A 16,980-nucleotide genomic window follows, 5' to 3' on the forward strand; every position below is an offset into this window, starting at 1 on the left:
ACAACCGGTTCCTACCGTTGTTGCGATGACAGCGACAGCAGCCACCGGCCAGAAGCCGGAAACCCCGTCCTTCGAGTATCAGCAGAAGGGCCGCTGGCTGACCCAGTGGACCCCCGACGATCCCGCGTTCTGGGAAGGCGGCGGGAAGCGGACAGCCCGCAAGAACCTGTGGTTCTCGGTGTTCGCCGAGAACCTGGGCTTCAGCATCTGGGTGATCTGGGGCTCCATCGTCACCGCGATGGGTTCGGCCGGTTTCGGATTCCTGGCCGGTCTGGGCAAGGGCGACCCGACCGCGGTCAGCAATGCCCTGCTGCTGACTTCGGTGCCGACGCTCGTCGGCGCCGCCCTGCGCATCCCCTACACCTTCGCCGTCCCGAAATTCGGTGGGCGCGCGTTCACTTCGTTCAGCGCGGCGATGCTGTTCATCCCGACCCTGGGCATCCTCTACTTCGTCAACCAGCCCGACACCGGGCTGTGGGTGTTCCTCGTGCTGGCCTCGCTGGCCGGTGTCGGCGGCGGCAACTTCTCCTCCTCGATGGCCAACATCTCGTTCTTCTTCCCCGAGGGCAAGAAGGGCGCCGCGCTGGGCCTCAATGCCGCGGGCGGCAACCTCGGCGTCGCACAGACCCAGCTGATCGTGCCGTTGCTGATCACCTTCGGCACGCACCTGATGGCGAAGGACGCGGGCGGTTACCGCTTCGGTATCACCCTGGCCGTGCTGTTCTGGCTGCCGTTCATCGTGATCGCCACGCTGGGCTCGCTGTACTTCATGGATTCGATCACCGAGGCGAAGTCCGACGGCCGCTCTTACCAGCTGGCGCTGACCAACCGGCACACCTGGATCATGGCCTTCCTCTACATCGGCACCTTCGGTTCGTTCATCGGCTTCTCCTTCGCCTTCCCGACGCTGATCAAGGCCACCTTCCCGGAGCTGGCCGGCATCGGCTGGATCAGCACGCTGGGCAACCTCGCCTTCCTCGGCGCGCTGGTCGGTTCGTTCAGCCGGCCCTTCGGCGGCTGGGTCGCCGACAAGGTCGGTGGCGGCGCGAAGATCACGGTGTACGTGTTCGGCGGGATGGCGATCGCGGTGGCGTTCATCGTCGCGGCGGTGGAACTGACGAGCTTCCCGCTCTACCTGGCCGCCTTCCTCGTGCTGTTCGTGCTGGCCGGTATCGGCAACGGTTCGACCTACCGAATGATCCCGTCGATCTTCAACTCGACCGCCGGGAAGTACGCCGCCGAGCACGGGATCGACTTCGCCGAGGCCGCCGTCTCGGCCAAGCGCCAGGCCGGTGCCGCGATCGGTGTCATCGGCGCGGTCGGCGCGGCGGGCGGCTTCGTCGTCCAGCAGGCGCTGCGGCTGTCCAATGTCCACCTGCACACCATGGCTCCCGCCTTCTGGGCCTACGCCGCGGTGTTCCTGGTGATGGCCGCGGTCACCTGGTGGTGCTACCTGCGCACTTCCTTCGCCGTCACCCGGGTTCCCTCACTGGCTCACGCCAACGTCTGACCACCCTCCCCGACAGCCACGTCCGGCCTCCCGTGCCGAACGTGGCTTTCGGCCGTCACGGCACTACGACGCTGTGTGACAACGGTTTTCGCGAACGTTTATGGCCTCTTGCCCCGGGGTGCCCTTACTCTGGGAGGTGGACGTTGCGTCGGGGCGGCAGAGGTGAGCGGTAATTGGACATCTCAGACAGGTTGACCGAACCGGTGTTCCGGTCTGCTGTCGTGGATGATCTGCCCGCGATCGCCGAGCTGGAGTCCATCGAGTTCGAGCCGCTCGCGTATCCGTATTTCGCACTGCGCCAACTGTTCGATGTGCACGGAACGCACTGGGTGGTGGCCGATCTGGGCGGGGCGGTGTGCGGGTACGCGCTCGTCGCGGTCGGGCCGCAACGCAACGCGTGGCTGATCGGTTTGGCGGTGGCGGCGCACTGCCGGGGGCGCGGGCTGGGGCGGTTGCTGCTCGAGCGCGCGGTCGCGAGCTGCCGGGACGGAGAGGTCGACGCGGTGTTCATCACCGTGCGCCCGTCGAACGCGCCCGCGGCGAATCTGTACAAGGAATCGGGTTTCACCCTGGCCGGATACGAGGACCAGTACTTCGGGGCGGGCGAACCCCGCGAGCTGCTGGTGCACTGGCTCGAACCGGAACCGCACCGGTGGCCGCCGGTGGACCGGTGGGATCCACGCTGGCGCAAGGGCGGTCATTCACCACCGGGTGGATGAGCGCCGAATCGGGGGAAACTGATGGACCATGCCGACCAGCGCAATCTCAGCGAGTTCGTCGCCGCCAAGACGAACCTGATCCACCGTCATGCCGACGCCTACGCCGCCGAGATCGCCGACTTCCGGCGTGGCGACGGCGCGGAGAACGAGCACGCGCTGCTCGACGACTTCAACCACCAGGTCGAGAGCATCCTGCTCAGCTACACCCCGCCCACCAGCCGTCGCGCCGGCGACAGCCTGGTCTTCGACCACCTCTACGGCGACGCCGACCCGGCCCGGCTGCGGACCGCGGGCGAGGACCTGCAGCTGGTCACCACCTTGAGCGCCCTGTTCGCCGCCGAGGTCGAGACCCGCGGCCCGCTGCGGCTGAGCCGCACCCAGGACATCCTGCTCGCCGAGGTCTACGAGGAGATCGGCGAGCATCTGCTGCGCGCCCGGCTGCCCGCGCACGCGGTGCTGGCCTTCCGCCAGGCCTATCGGCTGCACACCGTCGTCGAGGACGTGCGCGGCCAGGATCGTTGCGGACTGAGCCAGGCCAGGGCCCGGACCCTGGCCGACCCCTCGCGCCTGGGCCGGCTGCGCGGCCGGACCTCGGATCTGTTGTGCGGCTATGGTTATCGCCCGTTCCGGCTGCTGGCCTGGATCGCCGTGCAGATCGCGCTGTTCACCATCGCGGTGGTGGCGACCTCGCACACCGATCCGGGTGTGGCGATGTATCTGGGGTTCATCAGTTTCGTCAACCCGCTCGGCTACGAGGACGTCGAGTCCACCGGCACGGTGGCGCGGGTCATCCTCACCGTCGAGGCCTACACCGGCATCGTGTCGAGTTCGGTGTTCTTCGCGCTGCTGGTGCGGCAGCTGTTCCGGTTGTGATCACCAGACGGTACTCACCCGGTTCAGCGCGGTCAGGGTGGCGACCGCGAGCCGGTCGCGCAGCTGCCCGACCCGCGCGTGCCACTGTCTGCTGAAGCCGGGATCGGCCTCGAGCACGTCCCACAGCCCGCGCAGAGCTGGGGGTGTCGCGGCGCCCGGCATCCACAGGTAGACCAGGTGCTCGAGCAGCGGGCTGATCACCTGATCGACCGGCGTGCGCGACAATTCGTACATCTCGGCCTCGTCGATGACCTCGGTGAGCACGGTCAGCAACCAGTCGTGCAGGGCGAGATCGTCGCAGAAGGCGTGCACCGCGGCCAGTTCGGTGACATCGCCGACGACGAAATCGGCGGTGCGCAGCTCATCGGGATGCATCGTCATCGTCATGGTGGGCGCGCTGCCCTCGACTATCCGTGCCGCCCAGCGCAATCGGGTGGTCGGGGTGTGCAGCGGCGGATGCTGGTCGAGCATCGGATTGCGGCGCACCCGGGTGGCCAGTCGCGCGGCGACGGCGCCGGGATCGAAGGTGTCGGTGCCGGAGTCACGCACGGTGAGGAATCCGGCGGCCAGCGCGGCGCCGAGTCCCGCCGGGACCCGGGTGAGCACCTCGGCCACACCCGGCCTGCTCAGATAGTGCACCCATTTCTGGCGCCGGTCCGAGGTCGCCGGCACCACCGAGCTGTGCGCCGAACTCTGCATGATCCGCCCGCCGACCACCGCGGCCTGGGCGGCGACCGTGCCGACCGCGCGGACCCGCCGCTGATCCGGTGTGGCGAAACGGCAGTCGATGCCTTCCACCACGACCGGCGACTGCGCCCAGACCACCGGGCGTTCGCGCGAACGCACCGGGCGTCCGCGCACCAGAGCCATCAGTTCCGCGGACGAACCACGGCTCAGGGCAGCGGCTTCGGGCAGCAGACCGGTACGTACCTCGCCGAGCACCGCCGACACCGGGGGGCGCAGTTCCATAGCCGCAGCGTACTGGCACCGACTGGCAGCGTTACGGCCGGTACACCCAGCGCGCCGGAACTCACTCCGCGCACAGGAAGTAGTGCGCGAGCCGTTCGCTGATCCGCTCGGTCGGGGTGATCCGGTTCTCCTGGGCGCGCTGAGCGTACAAGGCGCTGACCCCGGGATCGATATCGAGGTGATCGAGGATCTGCTGCACCGAATGTTCGATACCCAGATAGCGTTTCGGCAGCACCGACATCGATCGGAAGGCCGCGAACGGTGGCGCGTCGTGCAGCTGCATGACCGAGGGCAGCAAACCCCAGGTATCGGGCCATTCCTGGGTACGCCAGTCCCGGTAGTCCACCGGCTCGGCCACCCGCCTGCCCTCGAAACGCACCATCCCCAACCGCAGCAACTGCCAGACCGAGGCCAGGAACGGGCACGACCAGTGCGGGTCGTCGCGGTCCGGCTCGCGCCGCCACATCTCCACATCGAGGAAGATCGAATGGTTGCGCCTGCTCAGTTCCTGCGGCGGCACATAGTCGCGCAGGTCCATGGCGTCGCGGCGTTCGTCGTCGCTGGAGCGGCGGCCGTTGGCCAGCCAGCCGAGTTCGCTGGTGGGTGGTCTGCGGCCGGTGTAGTCCTCGAGCGGTTCGGCGACCACCATGTCGGCGACCACCTGGGCGAGCTCGATCGGGCTGCCGCCGCTGTCGCGGCGCGGCACCACCGCGCAGCCGGATTCCCGGCCCAGATAGTCGATCCGGATACCGCATTCCTCGGCGATCCCCAGGAAGACGGGCAGGATCTCGCGCGGGTCGGTGGTGCCGCGGAAGTAGTCGTCGATCAGAAAACACGTGCTCACCCTGACCCGGGCGCGCCCGCCCGCGCGCTCGGCGAACTCTTCGCGCGCGATCTCGGTGAAGGCGCTCACCAGCGGCGCGACCCGCTGGAACTGGGCGCGGATCGCCTCGGGCCGGTTGGCCAGCTCGTCCATCGAGAAATGCCCGACCTCGAGCGAGACATGTGACATGGCCACCGATTCCACTCGGGTGGCGGCCGTGGCCTCCTGGAACGTCGACACCATCGCGCTACCCCCGCCTGTCGATCGGCACCCAGGTGTCGGGATCGACCAGTTTCCTGGCCAGCCCTTCGAAGGCGTCGACGGTTTCCTGGTTGGCGATCCCGGCGCTCACGTCGGCATCGAGGATGATCTGCTCGCGCCACTGCAGCACGGGTTCCACCGGCGTATCACCCAGTAGCGAACCCTGGCCGAGCCGGTACTCCGCCGCCAGCGAACGCAGCGCCGCGTCCTGGCGCAGCAGCCAGGCCGCCTGCGGTCCGCTCGCCGCCGCGGACTGCTCGCGCAGCGAGGGCACCGCCGTGCGGACGAAGCGGATGCGGCGCAGCAGCTCGTCCTCGGTGTAGAGCGGGCTGCCACCGATATCGGTGGTCGCGGTGCTCAGCAGGCCCTTGGGCCCGCGGACCAAACCGTGCGCGGCCACGATGTGCTGACGGGTCCAGCGATGGAACAGCAGCCAGCAGACCCGCTTGTCCGGCATGTACTTCGGCGCGGTGGCCTCCAGCGCGATCTGCATCGCCACCGAGCGGCCCGAACTCAGGTCGACGATCACCACTTTGAAGGCCGCGTCGAGTTCGAGCAACAGGTCGACGCAGCGCCGCACCACCGCCGGATTGTTGGCCTCCATCGCCTCGCCGCCGCCCTCGTCACCGGGGAGCAGCACCAGCTTGCCGCCCCGGGAACGCTGACTGCGCAAGGCATCTCGATCGGTGCTCGCGCGCACGTCGAACCGCTGCGGATCGCTGATCTCCCCGCGCAGATACGAATGCAGGCCCCGCCCCGGCGAGGCGCCCCGCTCCACACCGCCGATCTCGAACAGCGCGCCCGCGGTGGGCGAACCGAAGTCGAAATCCACATAGGCAGTGCTCATCCCGCGCACACCAAGCCGATAGGCCAGGTTGCAGCTGGTGACCGACCGGCCGGTCCCGCCCTTGTCGGACGTGGCGAACACGATCATCGGTTCAGATACTCCTCATCGCATCGGAGCGGGCGAAAGCCAGGCGATCGAGTTCGATCAGCGCCGCGGAGGCCAAGGTGAACGACGTGCCCGGCTGACTGTTGATCAGCGCGCGAGCACGGGTGAGCCGCTCCTCGATCATGTCCAACGTCCGCCGGTTGGGCGAGGAGTCCGACTGGCTGACCTCGAGCATCTCCTGATCGAGCAGATGTTCGGCCTCGCTGAGTATTTCGACGGCTCGACTCACCATGGCGGTCGAGCGCAGCGGCGTCTCCCGATAGGTGCGGTCGGCGGTGACCAGGCACTCCACCAAGCGCTCGGTCAGATACCACGACGGTCGCGATCGGGTGTGCCCACCGAAGACCCCGGACGGATCGTCCCACAGTCCGGGTGCCTCGCCCTCGGTGATCATCCGGCGCTCGAGATGGTCCATCACGGTCTTGGCCAATTCCATCAGCTGGTCCCGGGCGGCGATATTGCCCGAGAGCTGCGCGGCCTGCAGCGTGCGCTTGAGCAGCACGGTGGCGAAGTCGGAGACGATCCATTCCAGCTGCGGCCCACCGCCGTCGGCCTTCTCGGTGCCACGCAGCACCATGCGCACGCCGGGGTCGTGCAGGGCCACCGCGGGGTCCGACCTGGTCGGCCTGCTCTTGATGCGGCCGCGCCGGGACAGCTCCTCGAAGATCGCGACGGCACGGGTGAGGTCGTCGTCGGAGGCGGTGCGCGCGATCAGTTCCTGGATCAGCACCGCGGACACGGTGAGACTGAAGTAGTCGGACTCCTCACCGTCGGAGGTCCGCCACGGAATGTCCTCCAGTGGCCAGCGCCCCGAGCCGAACCGGGCCACGGTGGACCAGTACCGCTGGGTCAGGTCCCAGCGCAATCGCAGCGCCTCCGCCAACCGCTGCTGGTCGGCATTGAGCAGGTCGAGTTCCCTGGTGCGTTGCGAGAGAATGTCGTTGATGCCGTCGAGGGCGACGATGGTGAAATACAGGTAGGGACGGGGATCGGCGATGCCGGCCACCTGTGCCACTTCGCGATCGGGAAAGGTCACCGGATCGGCGTCCTGCACCACGCCCCAGCTCCAGCCACATTCGAAGAGCTGGTCGTCGTCGATGAAGTCGGTGTGCGGTGTCCGGCCCAGTTTCACGTCGGTGCGCAGCCGGGACCTGACCCGGTCCAGGCTGACGCGCGCCTGCTCGAGGATGGTGCGCTCGGACGCGCCGGACTGATTCAGCATCGCGAGCATGGCCCGCCCCGACGGTGACGTCGCCGAGACGGTGTTGACGACGAAGCTGCGGATCAGGCCGGTCATCGCGACGGTGAGGCGGGCACTGAGGCCCGCGCTCAGCGTCGCGACGCGGTCGTTGATGTCGGCGCGGCGCTCGGCATCGGCCCAGCGGTCGAATACGCGGGCGAAGCCGAGGCCGGCCAGGCACAGCGTGGCCGACATCGAGTAACTGTCCACCACTTCGATGGCCGACTGCTGCTCGGTCGGGCGCACCTCACCCGCGGGCCGCAGATAGCTGCCCGCGTCGAAGCGCGGCGTTCCGTCGGCATCGGTGTTGCGCTGCAGGTATTCCTCCAGCAATCCGATCATGGTGATGCCGATCCGGGTCGGCCCGCCGAAGGCGCCGAGTACCTCGCGTACATCGTCGGACATCGACTCCGGCCGGTCCAGCGCGAAGCTCTCGATCTCGGTCGCCGGATACAGCAGGCACAGCAGCTGTTCGGAATCACTGATCGAATTGGCCTCGAGTACGCCGTCCCAGTGCCATTTCTCGTCCCGGTAACAGGCCGAGAGCATGGCGCGCCAAATATCCAGAATCTGTTGTCTGGGCTGGATTCTCACCCGCAGCAATCCTCACCGCTCGTGACGGGCCGCAGTGGGTCCCGCGGGTCCAGCGCAGGACACAGGGCGGCGATGCTCGATGAAGATAGCACGGGGCGCCGCAGGATACGTTGGGTCTCAACGGTTTTGAAACCACATCCGACCCATTGGTCACGATGCGCGCATTTCGCCCTTACAGCGCCAAACGGACCATGTCCGCGGTGCGGGCCAGCCCGGGAAAGGCCTCCGGCGTCGAGCGCGGATGCAGGGCGTGCACGGCGAGCCGGAACATCAACGCCCGCAACAGCATCTGCGGCCACTCCGGCAGGGTCGACCAGCGATCCAGCAGACCGTCGTCACCGCCACCCCAGGCCAGCGCGTCGACGACCACCACGCCCGCCGCCCATGCGGCGGGCCGCCAGTACGGGGTGATGTCGGTGAGCCCCGGGGTGTGCGCGCCGGCGAACAGCACGGTGCCGAACAGGTCACCGTGCACGAGCTGATCCGGCGTCCGGACCGGCTTGCGCAGCGTGGACAGCTGACCGATCAGCTCGAGACTGCGCTGCCCGTCGGGCGTCGCGGCGATCGGGACCCCGCCCGCGCGCAGACTGCGCAGCGGCACCGACTCCCAGGCCGCGCGATCGGCGGCGACGAAGACGTCCACGTCGACCCACGGCGCCACCGGCGGCTGCACCAGGAATCGCGGACGGTCCAATTGCGCGGTCGCCTTGTGTAATCGCAGCGACACCGAGACCACCTCGTCGTGGCGCGGCTCGGGCGCACCGTCGACATAGGTGTCGGCCCGCCAGCCCGACACCACATAGCGGCCGTCGGTCGCGCGCACCGGACGCGCCACCCGCAGCCCGTCCACCGCGAGCGTCTCGCGCACCTTCGCCGACCACGCCGCGCGCGCGTGGTCGGCCACCGGACTCAGCACCACATCACCCAGCCGCCAGCCACCGTCCCAGTCGCCGAGTGGGACCGGCGTCACTTCGCGAAGTCCGAATGTGGCGCGCACATGCTCGGGAGGTTCGACTGAGGTCACGGCCGTACCGTAACCCCGAGGTTGCTCGCCGAGCCCCAAGGCACGCTGGCACAGTCCACTTTGCGACCTCGCCGCAACCCGCGGCGAGGCCGGGCGGTGGATCAGTAGACCGGCAGCGAGGGATCGACCTGCTTGGCCCAGGCGACCACGCCGCCCTGCAGGTGCGTGGCATCGGCGAAACCGGCGCGCTTGAGCGCGGCGAGGGCCTCCGCCGATCGGATACCGGTCTTGCAGTGCAGCACGATCGGCTTGTGCTGGGGCAGTTCGGCGAGCGCGTCGCCGGAGAGGATGCGGTCCTTGGGGATCAGCGTCGCGCCCTTGATGTGCACGATGTCCCACTCGACCGGCTCGCGCACGTCGATCAGCACGACCTTGTCCCCGTCGAGCAGCTCGGCGAGCTCGGCGGCGGTGATCGTAGACCCGGCCGCGGCCGCGGTGCCCTCCTCGGAGACCACACCGCAGAACGCCTCGTAGTCGATCAGTTCGGTGATCGGCGCGCGTTCCGGATCGCGGCGCAGCTTGATGGTGCGGTAGTTCATGTCCAGTGCGTCGTAGACCATGAGCCGGCCCAGCAGTGTCTCACCGATGCCGGTGATCAGCTTGATCGCCTCGGTCACCATCACCGAACCGATCGAGGCGCACAGCACGCCCAGCACGCCGCCCTCGGCGCAGGACGGCACCATGCCCGGCGGCGGGGCCTCCGGGTACAGGTCGCGGTAGTTGATGCCGCGGCCGTCGGGGGCGTCCTCCCAGAACACCGAGACCTGGCCCTCGAAGCGGTAGATCGAGCCCCACACGTACGGCTTGTGCGCCAGCACGGCGGCATCGTTGACCAGGTAGCGGGTGGCGAAGTTGTCGGTGCCGTCGACGATCAGGTCGTACTGGGCGAACAGCTCGACCGCGTTGTCCGGCTCCAGGCGGATCTTGTGCAGGTTGACGGTGATCCCGGAGTTGATCTCCAGGATGGAATCGCGCGCGCTGTCGGCCTTGGAGCGGCCGATATCGGATTCGCCGTGAATGATCTGGCGCTGCAGATTCGACATGTCGACCTCGTCGAACTCGACGATGCCGAGGGTGCCGACACCGGCCGCGGCCAGGTACAGCAGGGCGGGCGAGCCGAGACCACCGGCGCCGATCACGAGCACCTTGGCGTTCTTCAACCGCTTCTGACCGTCGACGCCCAGATCGGGAATGATCAGGTGGCGGCTGTAGCGCGCGACCTCGTCCTTGGTCAGTTCCGCGGCCGGCTCGACGAGCGGCGGCAGAGACCCGTTGAATGACACGTCAAAAACTCCTGTGTTTATCTACGGCTGTGGGGTTGGCAGTGGTTACAACGTCGTCGGCTGCGGGGTTCTTCCCGCCCATGTTCCCGCACCGTGGGTACCACTATCCGCGCGGGTAGGGCCAGGGGTTGAAGCGGCAGCGCTTGCCGTCGGCGGGTACCACGCCGTGCGGGTCGAGCACCGCGATGTCGTTGTTCTCGGTGCCGAAGGTCTGCTGCATCATGATCGGCGCCAGGCCGCCGTCGGTCTCGCACGGCTGATGGGTGTGGTAGCCGATGGCGTGGCCGACCTCGTGGTTGATCTGATACTGCCGGTAGGAGCCGATGTCGCCGTCGAAGGCGAGCGCGCCGCGCACCCAGCGCACCTCCGACAGCACCACCCGGTCCAGGCTGGCGTTGTAGCACGAGGAGTCGATCGGGATCTCGAATCCGCAGGCGTTGCGGGTGGACTCGCGGGAGGTCAGCGAGATCCGGAAATCGGGGTCGCCCGCGTCGATGCGCAGGAAACCGAACTTGGTGTCGTGGGTCCAGCTCTTGGGGTTGGCCAAGGTGGTCTCGATCATCTTGACCACCGCCGCGTCGCCGCCGAAGGGCTGGGTGTCGATGCCGTCCTCGACCTCGACGGTGTAGCGGAAGACGCGTTCGGTGCCCGCGCCGACCTGCGGGCTGGTTCCCGGGACGATGTGCCAGGTCCCCGCCCCGCGCTCGGCGAACGCGCCGCCGGCGGGCAGCGCGCCCAGCGGGAGATCGGCGGGGAACTTCCCGTCGCCGGGCGGGGCGCCGATGATGCCGGACTCGGCCGACTGCGTGCTCAGCGCGCCGAAACCGGGATCGGCCGGCGCGGACACCGGCGCGGTGCGCACGGCGTCGACGACCACCAGCACGGTCACCGCGAGCAGCACCGGCAACGCGTAGGCGCGCCACCCGTAGGTGGACACGAACCGGCCGAGCGCGCTCTGCTTCTTGACATCCTTGGCGTCGCGTTCGGGGCTGCGCTGCCTGCCGTTGTCGGACTGGGTGGGATCCCAGCGGGCACGCAGCGGCTGACGGGATCGGTCGGCGGGCTGATACAGCCCCAGCGGGTCGTAGACCTGCAGTTCCCGCCCCTCTGGCGCCGACGTCACTGAACCGGACTCGGTGGGTTGCGTGGGGCGAGCGACATCGCGCCCGCCGCCGGATGGTCGTTCCGGTCGGTCGGTCACCACACCAGATTCTCACAGTGCGCAACCCGACCCGTCGGGCGCCCGCACGAGATAGGGCGGTTACGGCCCGGCGAACTCCGTAGGCTGGTACTACATTTCCAGGGCGAAACTGTGCGGGAACACCGTGCGAGTATCGTTCGTGAAAACCTGGACCGCACATCCTCGGCCCGGGGGCAACGACAAAGAGAGCCGAGATGACTGACCTCGTGGACCGCATGACCTCGCGCCGATCGGTGCCGGAGACGGTCCCGTCCAAGCGCGGCACCCGGATGCCAAGGGACGAACGGCGTCAGCAGCTGCTGCTCGCCGCCAGCGAGGTCTTCGTGCAACGCGGCTATCACGCCGCGGGCATGGACGAGATCTCCCAGGTCGCAGGCGTCAGCAAGCCGGTGCTGTACCAGCACTTCGCGAGCAAGCTGGAGCTGTACCTGGCGGTACTGCAGAACTACGTCGACATCCTGGTGTCGAGCGTGCGCCAAGCGCTGCGCTCCACCACCGACAACAAGCAGCGCGTGCGTGCCGCGGTCGCCGCGTACTTCGATTTCGTGGACAACGAGATGCAGGGCTTCCGCCTGGTCTTCGAGTCCGACCTGACCTCCGAACCGCAGGTGCAGCGCCGCGTCGAGCAGGCCACCGAGGCCTGTGTGGACGCTGTGTTCGACCTGGTCGCCCACGATTCGGGCCTCGACCCGTACCGGGCCCGCATCCTGGCCGTCGGCCTGGTCGGTGCCAGCCAGTTCACCGCCCGGTACTGGCTCGAGGCCGACCGCCCGATCCCCAAGGACGAAGCCGTCGACACCACCGTCGCACTGGCCTGGGGCGGCCTCAAGCACGTGCCTTTCCGCCTCTCCGGGACTTTTGACTAGCCCGCCTCTCCGCGATTTCGGCCGGCCATCGAGGAGCTGGTTGCGTTCCTGATCGGGCATGCGGGAGTGTTGTGGGTGTCGTTGTGGGCGTGCCCGGCGAGTTACCCATGTTCGTGCGAAATCAGGTGTCGCGTGCCGTAAAGGCAAGAAAACCCGCCATCAGTGCGAGATGGCGGGTCTTCTTTGTCCGGGTTTACACCGTGGCGAAGCCGACGCGGCCTGCGGCGGGGGAGCCGATTTCTACGTAGGCGACCTTGGCAGCCTGGATCAGGAACTTGCGGCCCTTCTCGTCGGTGAGCGAGACGACGCCGCCGGCGCCGCTCAGCGCGTCGGACACCAGCGCCTCGATCTCGTCAGGGCTCTGCGCGCTGTTGATGACGAGCTCGCGCGGGCTATCCGAAATACCGATCTTGACCTCCACGGCCAACCTCCGAACGTAAGAGTCCTGTGTTGTCGCCTTCCAGGCTAATGCAGGGACCCCGGGCCGGTGGCACGCCCATCTGCGCTGTGAGCGAACGGCTCAGGCCGGTTCGAAACTCCGGGGAGGCCGAACAGCTACAGTCCGAGTTGGGCCATGCGGGCGGCGTGGCGTTCCTGCATGCGGTCGAACAGGGTCGCGATGCCGTTGAGGTCACCCGTCGCGGCCAGTACCAGTTCCGCGAGCTCGTCGCGCTGGGCCATCACGTACTGCGCCTGGGTGATCGCCTCGCCGAGCAGCCTGCGGCCCCACAGCGTGAGCCGGTCGCGTTCGGAGCGGCTGGCGGCGACCGCGCCACGGACCTCGTCGACGACGAACTGGGAGTGCCCGGTCTCGGCGAGCACATCGCGCACCACGTCGGCGACCTCGGCGGGGAGCACGCCGGCGATCTCGGTGTAGAAGTCGGCGGCCAGACCGTCGCCGACATAGAACTTGACCATCGATTCGAGCCAGGTCGATGGATCGGTGGAGGCGTGGTAGGAGTCCAGCGCGCCCTGGTACTGGCTCATCGACGCCTCGGGGTCGGCACCGCGCGCGTTCAGCGCCGCTTCGAGCGTCTCGAAGTGCGCGAGTTCGGCGGCGGCCATCTTGGCCACGGCCACCCGGCCGCGCAGCGACGGAGCCTGCTCGGCTTCCTCGGCGAGCCGGTAGAAGGCGGAGAGCTCACCGTAGGCGAGGACCGCGAACAGCTCGGTCACCCCCTGGTGGTCCGCGGCGAGCGGTTCGGTGGTGACAACATCCGGCGCGGCAGAGGTCTGGGCTCCCATGCGCATCAGCTTAGTCCCGATCGCCGATCAGTCGCGTTCGGCCAGGAACTTGTCCAGGTGCGCCCAGGTGGTCTCGCGGGCCTCCGGTCCGGTGAGAATGCCGAGGTGGCTGCCCGGGCAGACCTCATAGGTCACCGAAGGTGCACCGCTGAGCGTGCGCAGCCCTGCCTCGACGGCGGCCTTGGGCGTGATCACGTCGGACGCGCCGCCGATCAGCAGTACCGGCACCCGCACCTCGGCGAGGTCGACGGTGCGGCCGGGCAGTTCGAGCTTGCCGTTGCCGATGTCGTTGGCCAGCATCATCCGGCCCCACAGCTGGCCGTAGAAGCGGCCGGGGTAGCCGGGCATCGACGCCTGGAACCGGTCGATGGATTCCATCTTGGCCAGGGTCTCGGTGCGCGCGATATTGCTCGCGATGAACATCGGTCGCGCCAGTTCGCGTTCGAAGGCGGCGAGCCGGTAGGCCACCCTGGTCAGCGGCGCAGGAATGCCGCCCGCGGCACGCACGAACGCCGTGGTCGCCCGGCCACCGGTCAGGCTCGCGACCGCGCGCAGCTGCGGGATGCCCAGCATCTTGTCGTAGTCCAGCGGCGCGCCGACCGCGGTGACCGAGCGGATCGGCAGGCTGGTGTTCGCCGCGGCGGTGAGCAGGGAGAACATACCGCCGACGGACCAGCCGACGAGGTCGACCGGGGCGCCGCCGCGATCGGCGCTGGTGCGCAGGATCGCCTCGGGCAGGATGTCGAGAATCCAGTCCTCGAAGCCCATCCGGCGGTCGGCGAAGCCGATGTCGCCGTAGTCGACCACATACGGCGCGCGCCCGGTCTCCACCAGATACCTGGCCAAGCTCTGGTCGCGGCGCAGGTCGAAACAGGTGGCCGGAGCGGCCAGCGGCGGCACCAGCAGCACCGCGGAATCGCTTGCGGCGGACTGGAATTCCGTCTCGTAGCGACGCAGCAGGCGGTGCGGCTCGTCCCACAGCACGGTCGAGGGCGCCGGATCGACGGGCTCGATGCCCGAGCCGAAGCTCAGCGCCCACGCGTTGCGCGCTGCGGTGGTGACGGTGTCGGTGATGCTCACAGGAAGAAATGTCTCACACCCGGTACCGCCGGTAACAGTGAGTTCGATTACACCCGGGGACACGCGCGAAATCAGGGGTTGGTGAATTGCGCTGCGCGACACCGCCGGTATGCACTCCGACCTGCGGCAGAACTGATTTCGCGCGGTATTCAGCCACGTCGAAATTCGGATTGCGCACATTATCACGCTACAATCTCCGTGGACAACGCTAATTTTGCCGCCCCGGCGTACCCCGCGGGCGCGGCACTCCACCGGCCACCGCGCCGGCGGACAGCGGCGATGTCCACCGAAAATGTGCGCGCACCGAATCCGCATCACCGATCGTGCCGCGCCGATGACACCGTCACACGGTTATCCGGCGCCTGGTCGAGCGAGTATCACAGGCGGATATGTGGTCGTCGCGGGCTGCCTGCCCGCCCCACCTCGTGCGTGCGAGATGCAATGACGAGGAAGGCACGAACCCTGAGCAAGATCACTGTCGAACAGGAACCCGGCTTGACCGACACCCTGCTGACGGCCGAACTGGACAACACCCACATCCCGCCGAGTTTCGCCGAATTGGGCGTGCGCGAAGAAATCGTGCGCGCGCTCGGCGAGATCGGGATCGAACGCACTTTCGCGATTCAGGAACTCACCCTGCCGCTGGCCCTGGCCGGTGAGGATCTCATCGGTCAGGCACGCACCGGCATGGGCAAGACCTTCGGTTTCGGTGTGCCGCTGCTGCACCGGATAGCCACCGCCGACACCGGAACCACCCCGCTCGACGGCACCCCGCGCGCACTGGTCATCGTGCCGACGCGCGAGCTGTGCATCCAGGTCACCAAAGACCTGGAGAACGCGAGCAAGTACCTGACCAACCACCAGGGCCCGCTGAAGGTGACCGCCATCTACGGTGGCCGCCCCTACGACACCCAGATCGCCGCGCTGCGCGACGGTGTCGACGTGGTCGTCGGCACCCCTGGCAGGCTGCTCGACCTGGCCAACCAGAACCACCTGATCCTCGGCAAGATCGGCGTGCTCGTGCTGGACGAGGCCGACGAGATGCTCGACCTCGGCTTCCTGCCCGATATCGAGCGCATCCTGTCGATGGTCCCCGACGCGCGCCAGACCATGCTGTTCTCGGCGACCATGCCTGGCCCGATCATCACGCTGGCCCGCACCTTCCTGACCCGCCCGACCCACATCAGGGCCGAGGAGGCCAGCGATTCCGCGGTGCACGATCGCACCGCGCAGTTCGTCTACCGCGCGCACGCGCTGGACAAGAGCGAGCTGGTCGCGCGGGTGCTGCAGGCCGAGAGCCGCGGCGCGACAATGATCTTCACCCGCACCAAGCGCACCGCGCAGAAGGTGGCCGACGACCTGGCCGAGCGCGGTTTCGCGGTCGGTGCCGTGCACGGCGACCTGGGCCAGATCGCCCGCGAGAAGGCGCTGGCCAAGTTCCGTAAGGGCACCATCGACGTGCTCGTCGCCACCGATGTCGCCGCGCGCGGTATCGACATCGACGACGTCACCCACGTCATCAACTACCAGTGTCCCGAGGACGAGAAGACCTACGTGCACCGGATCGGCCGCACCGGCCGCGCCGGCCGCACCGGTGTCGCGATCACCCTCATCGACTGGGACGAGCTGCACCGCTGGGCGTCCATCGACAAGGCACTCGGCCTCGGCATCCCCGAGCCCGCCGAGACCTACTCGCGCTCCCCGCACCTCTACACCGACCTCGGCATCCCCGAGGGTGTCACCGGCGTGATCCGCAAGCCCAAGCCCGTCCGCGAAGAGGGCGACGTGGTCGAGGAGCGCCCCGAGCGCCCCAAGTCGACCCGCAACCGCCGCCGTACCCGTGGCGGCAAGACCGACGCACCCGCCACCGACGGCGCCACCACCGAGTCGAACGACGAGGCACCGGCCGAGGACACCACCGAGGGCGACAAGCCCGCCCGCAGGCGTCGTCGCCGTCGCAAGCCCGCCGACCAGGCGGACGAGGCGAGCACCGCCGACGCCGCCACCGGCGACGCGGCGACCACCGACGCGGCGGACACCACCCCGGCCGAGGGCGAGGCCACCGAGGCCAAGCCCGCCCGCCGCAGGCGCCGTCGCAAGCCCGCCGAGGCAAGCGCCCCCGCAGACACAGCGGTAACCGTCGACGCCTGACCACACCCCCAAGCTGCGGACCCCGGGAGCGACCGCCACCTCCCGCACTCCCAGCCCCGCACATCCCGACCCCGAGGAGGGATCCGCCGCGCAGCGGCGGGGGGGGGGGGGGGGGCCCCCCGCCCCGCCCACCACACCAGGCCGGCCCCCCCCCGCGGCAACCGGGGCAGAGGGGCCCCCCCCCCCCGC

General features: G+C 68.6%; 15 protein-coding genes. 5 read left to right on the top strand and 10 right to left on the bottom strand.

Annotated features, from left to right (window positions below):
* Positions 1-25: 25 nt before the first annotated feature.
* The 3 genes from ACFXK0_RS02140 (at position 26) to ACFXK0_RS02150 (ending at position 3,102) form a co-directional block, all read left to right on the top strand.
* The gene (locus tag ACFXK0_RS02140) at positions 26-1,510 is read left to right on the top strand and encodes an MFS transporter (protein WP_379407815.1); all 1,485 of its coding nucleotides are present in this window, start codon (positions 26-28) and stop codon (positions 1,508-1,510) included.
* A 221-nt stretch (positions 1,511-1,731) separates the two neighbouring features.
* Positions 1,732-2,229, top strand: a complete 498-nt coding sequence (locus tag ACFXK0_RS02145) for a GNAT family N-acetyltransferase (RefSeq protein ID WP_379407816.1) — start codon at positions 1,732-1,734, stop codon at positions 2,227-2,229.
* Between the two features lie 21 nt (positions 2,230-2,250).
* The gene (locus ACFXK0_RS02150) at positions 2,251-3,102 is read left to right on the top strand and encodes a hypothetical protein (RefSeq protein WP_379407817.1); all 852 of its coding nucleotides are present in this window, start codon (positions 2,251-2,253) and stop codon (positions 3,100-3,102) included.
* Here ACFXK0_RS02150 and ACFXK0_RS02155 read toward each other — a convergent pair whose 3' ends face one another.
* The 7 genes from ACFXK0_RS02155 to ACFXK0_RS02185 form a co-directional block, all read right to left on the bottom strand.
* Positions 3,103-4,071 carry an SCO2521 family protein gene (locus ACFXK0_RS02155; RefSeq protein WP_379407819.1) on the bottom strand — a complete coding sequence of 323 codons (969 nt, stop codon included), beginning with the start codon at positions 4,069-4,071 and terminating at the stop codon, positions 3,103-3,105. It lies immediately after the preceding gene.
* A 61-nt stretch (positions 4,072-4,132) separates the two neighbouring features.
* Complete coding sequence (locus ACFXK0_RS02160; RefSeq protein ID WP_379407820.1) at positions 4,133-5,137, bottom strand: SCO2522 family protein; 1,005 nt, start codon at positions 5,135-5,137, stop codon at positions 4,133-4,135.
* A gap of 4 nt (positions 5,138-5,141) precedes the next feature.
* Positions 5,142-6,089 carry an SCO2523 family variant P-loop protein gene (locus ACFXK0_RS02165; RefSeq protein ID WP_379407822.1) on the bottom strand — a complete coding sequence of 316 codons (948 nt, stop codon included), beginning with the start codon at positions 6,087-6,089 and terminating at the stop codon, positions 5,142-5,144.
* Between the two features lie 4 nt (positions 6,090-6,093).
* Entirely contained in the window at positions 6,094-7,941 is a 1,848-nt protein-coding gene (locus ACFXK0_RS02170) for an SCO2524 family protein (RefSeq protein WP_379407823.1), read from the bottom strand.
* 172 nt (positions 7,942-8,113) lie between these two features.
* A complete protein-coding gene (locus ACFXK0_RS02175; RefSeq protein ID WP_379407824.1) occupies positions 8,114-8,965 on the bottom strand; it encodes a TIGR02569 family protein in 852 nt (283 codons plus the stop codon).
* Positions 8,966-9,066: 101 nt separating this feature from the next.
* Positions 9,067-10,248 carry an adenylyltransferase/sulfurtransferase MoeZ gene (gene moeZ / locus ACFXK0_RS02180; protein ID WP_379407825.1) on the bottom strand — a complete coding sequence of 394 codons (1,182 nt, stop codon included), beginning with the start codon at positions 10,246-10,248 and terminating at the stop codon, positions 9,067-9,069.
* 103 nt (positions 10,249-10,351) lie between these two features.
* Positions 10,352-11,344: a DUF3152 domain-containing protein gene (locus ACFXK0_RS02185; RefSeq protein WP_379408063.1), complete on the bottom strand. Its 993-nt coding sequence runs from the start codon at positions 11,342-11,344 to the stop codon at positions 10,352-10,354.
* Between the two features lie 299 nt (positions 11,345-11,643).
* Between ACFXK0_RS02185 and ACFXK0_RS02190 the strand changes: the two genes are divergently transcribed.
* The gene (locus ACFXK0_RS02190; RefSeq protein ID WP_379407826.1) at positions 11,644-12,315 is read left to right on the top strand and encodes a TetR/AcrR family transcriptional regulator; all 672 of its coding nucleotides are present in this window, start codon (positions 11,644-11,646) and stop codon (positions 12,313-12,315) included.
* 193 nt (positions 12,316-12,508) lie between these two features.
* Here ACFXK0_RS02190 and ACFXK0_RS02195 read toward each other — a convergent pair whose 3' ends face one another.
* From ACFXK0_RS02195 to ACFXK0_RS02205, 3 genes are all read right to left on the bottom strand, one after another.
* Positions 12,509-12,736, bottom strand: coding sequence for a DUF3107 domain-containing protein (locus tag ACFXK0_RS02195; protein ID WP_379407828.1), 228 nt, complete (start codon positions 12,734-12,736; stop codon positions 12,509-12,511).
* Between the two features lie 134 nt (positions 12,737-12,870).
* The gene (locus tag ACFXK0_RS02200; protein WP_379407829.1) at positions 12,871-13,560 is read right to left on the bottom strand and encodes a ferritin-like fold-containing protein; all 690 of its coding nucleotides are present in this window, start codon (positions 13,558-13,560) and stop codon (positions 12,871-12,873) included.
* Positions 13,561-13,587: 27 nt separating this feature from the next.
* Positions 13,588-14,640: an alpha/beta fold hydrolase gene (locus tag ACFXK0_RS02205; RefSeq protein ID WP_379407830.1), complete on the bottom strand. Its 1,053-nt coding sequence runs from the start codon at positions 14,638-14,640 to the stop codon at positions 13,588-13,590.
* Between the two features lie 441 nt (positions 14,641-15,081).
* Between ACFXK0_RS02205 and ACFXK0_RS02210 the strand changes: the two genes are divergently transcribed.
* Complete coding sequence (locus tag ACFXK0_RS02210; RefSeq protein WP_379407832.1) at positions 15,082-16,791, top strand: DEAD/DEAH box helicase; 1,710 nt, start codon at positions 15,082-15,084, stop codon at positions 16,789-16,791.
* Positions 16,792-16,980: the final 189 nt, after the last annotated feature.

It is taken from the genome of Nocardia sp. NPDC059177 (assembly GCF_042755165.1).
Lineage (GTDB): Bacteria > Actinomycetota > Actinomycetes > Mycobacteriales > Mycobacteriaceae > Nocardia.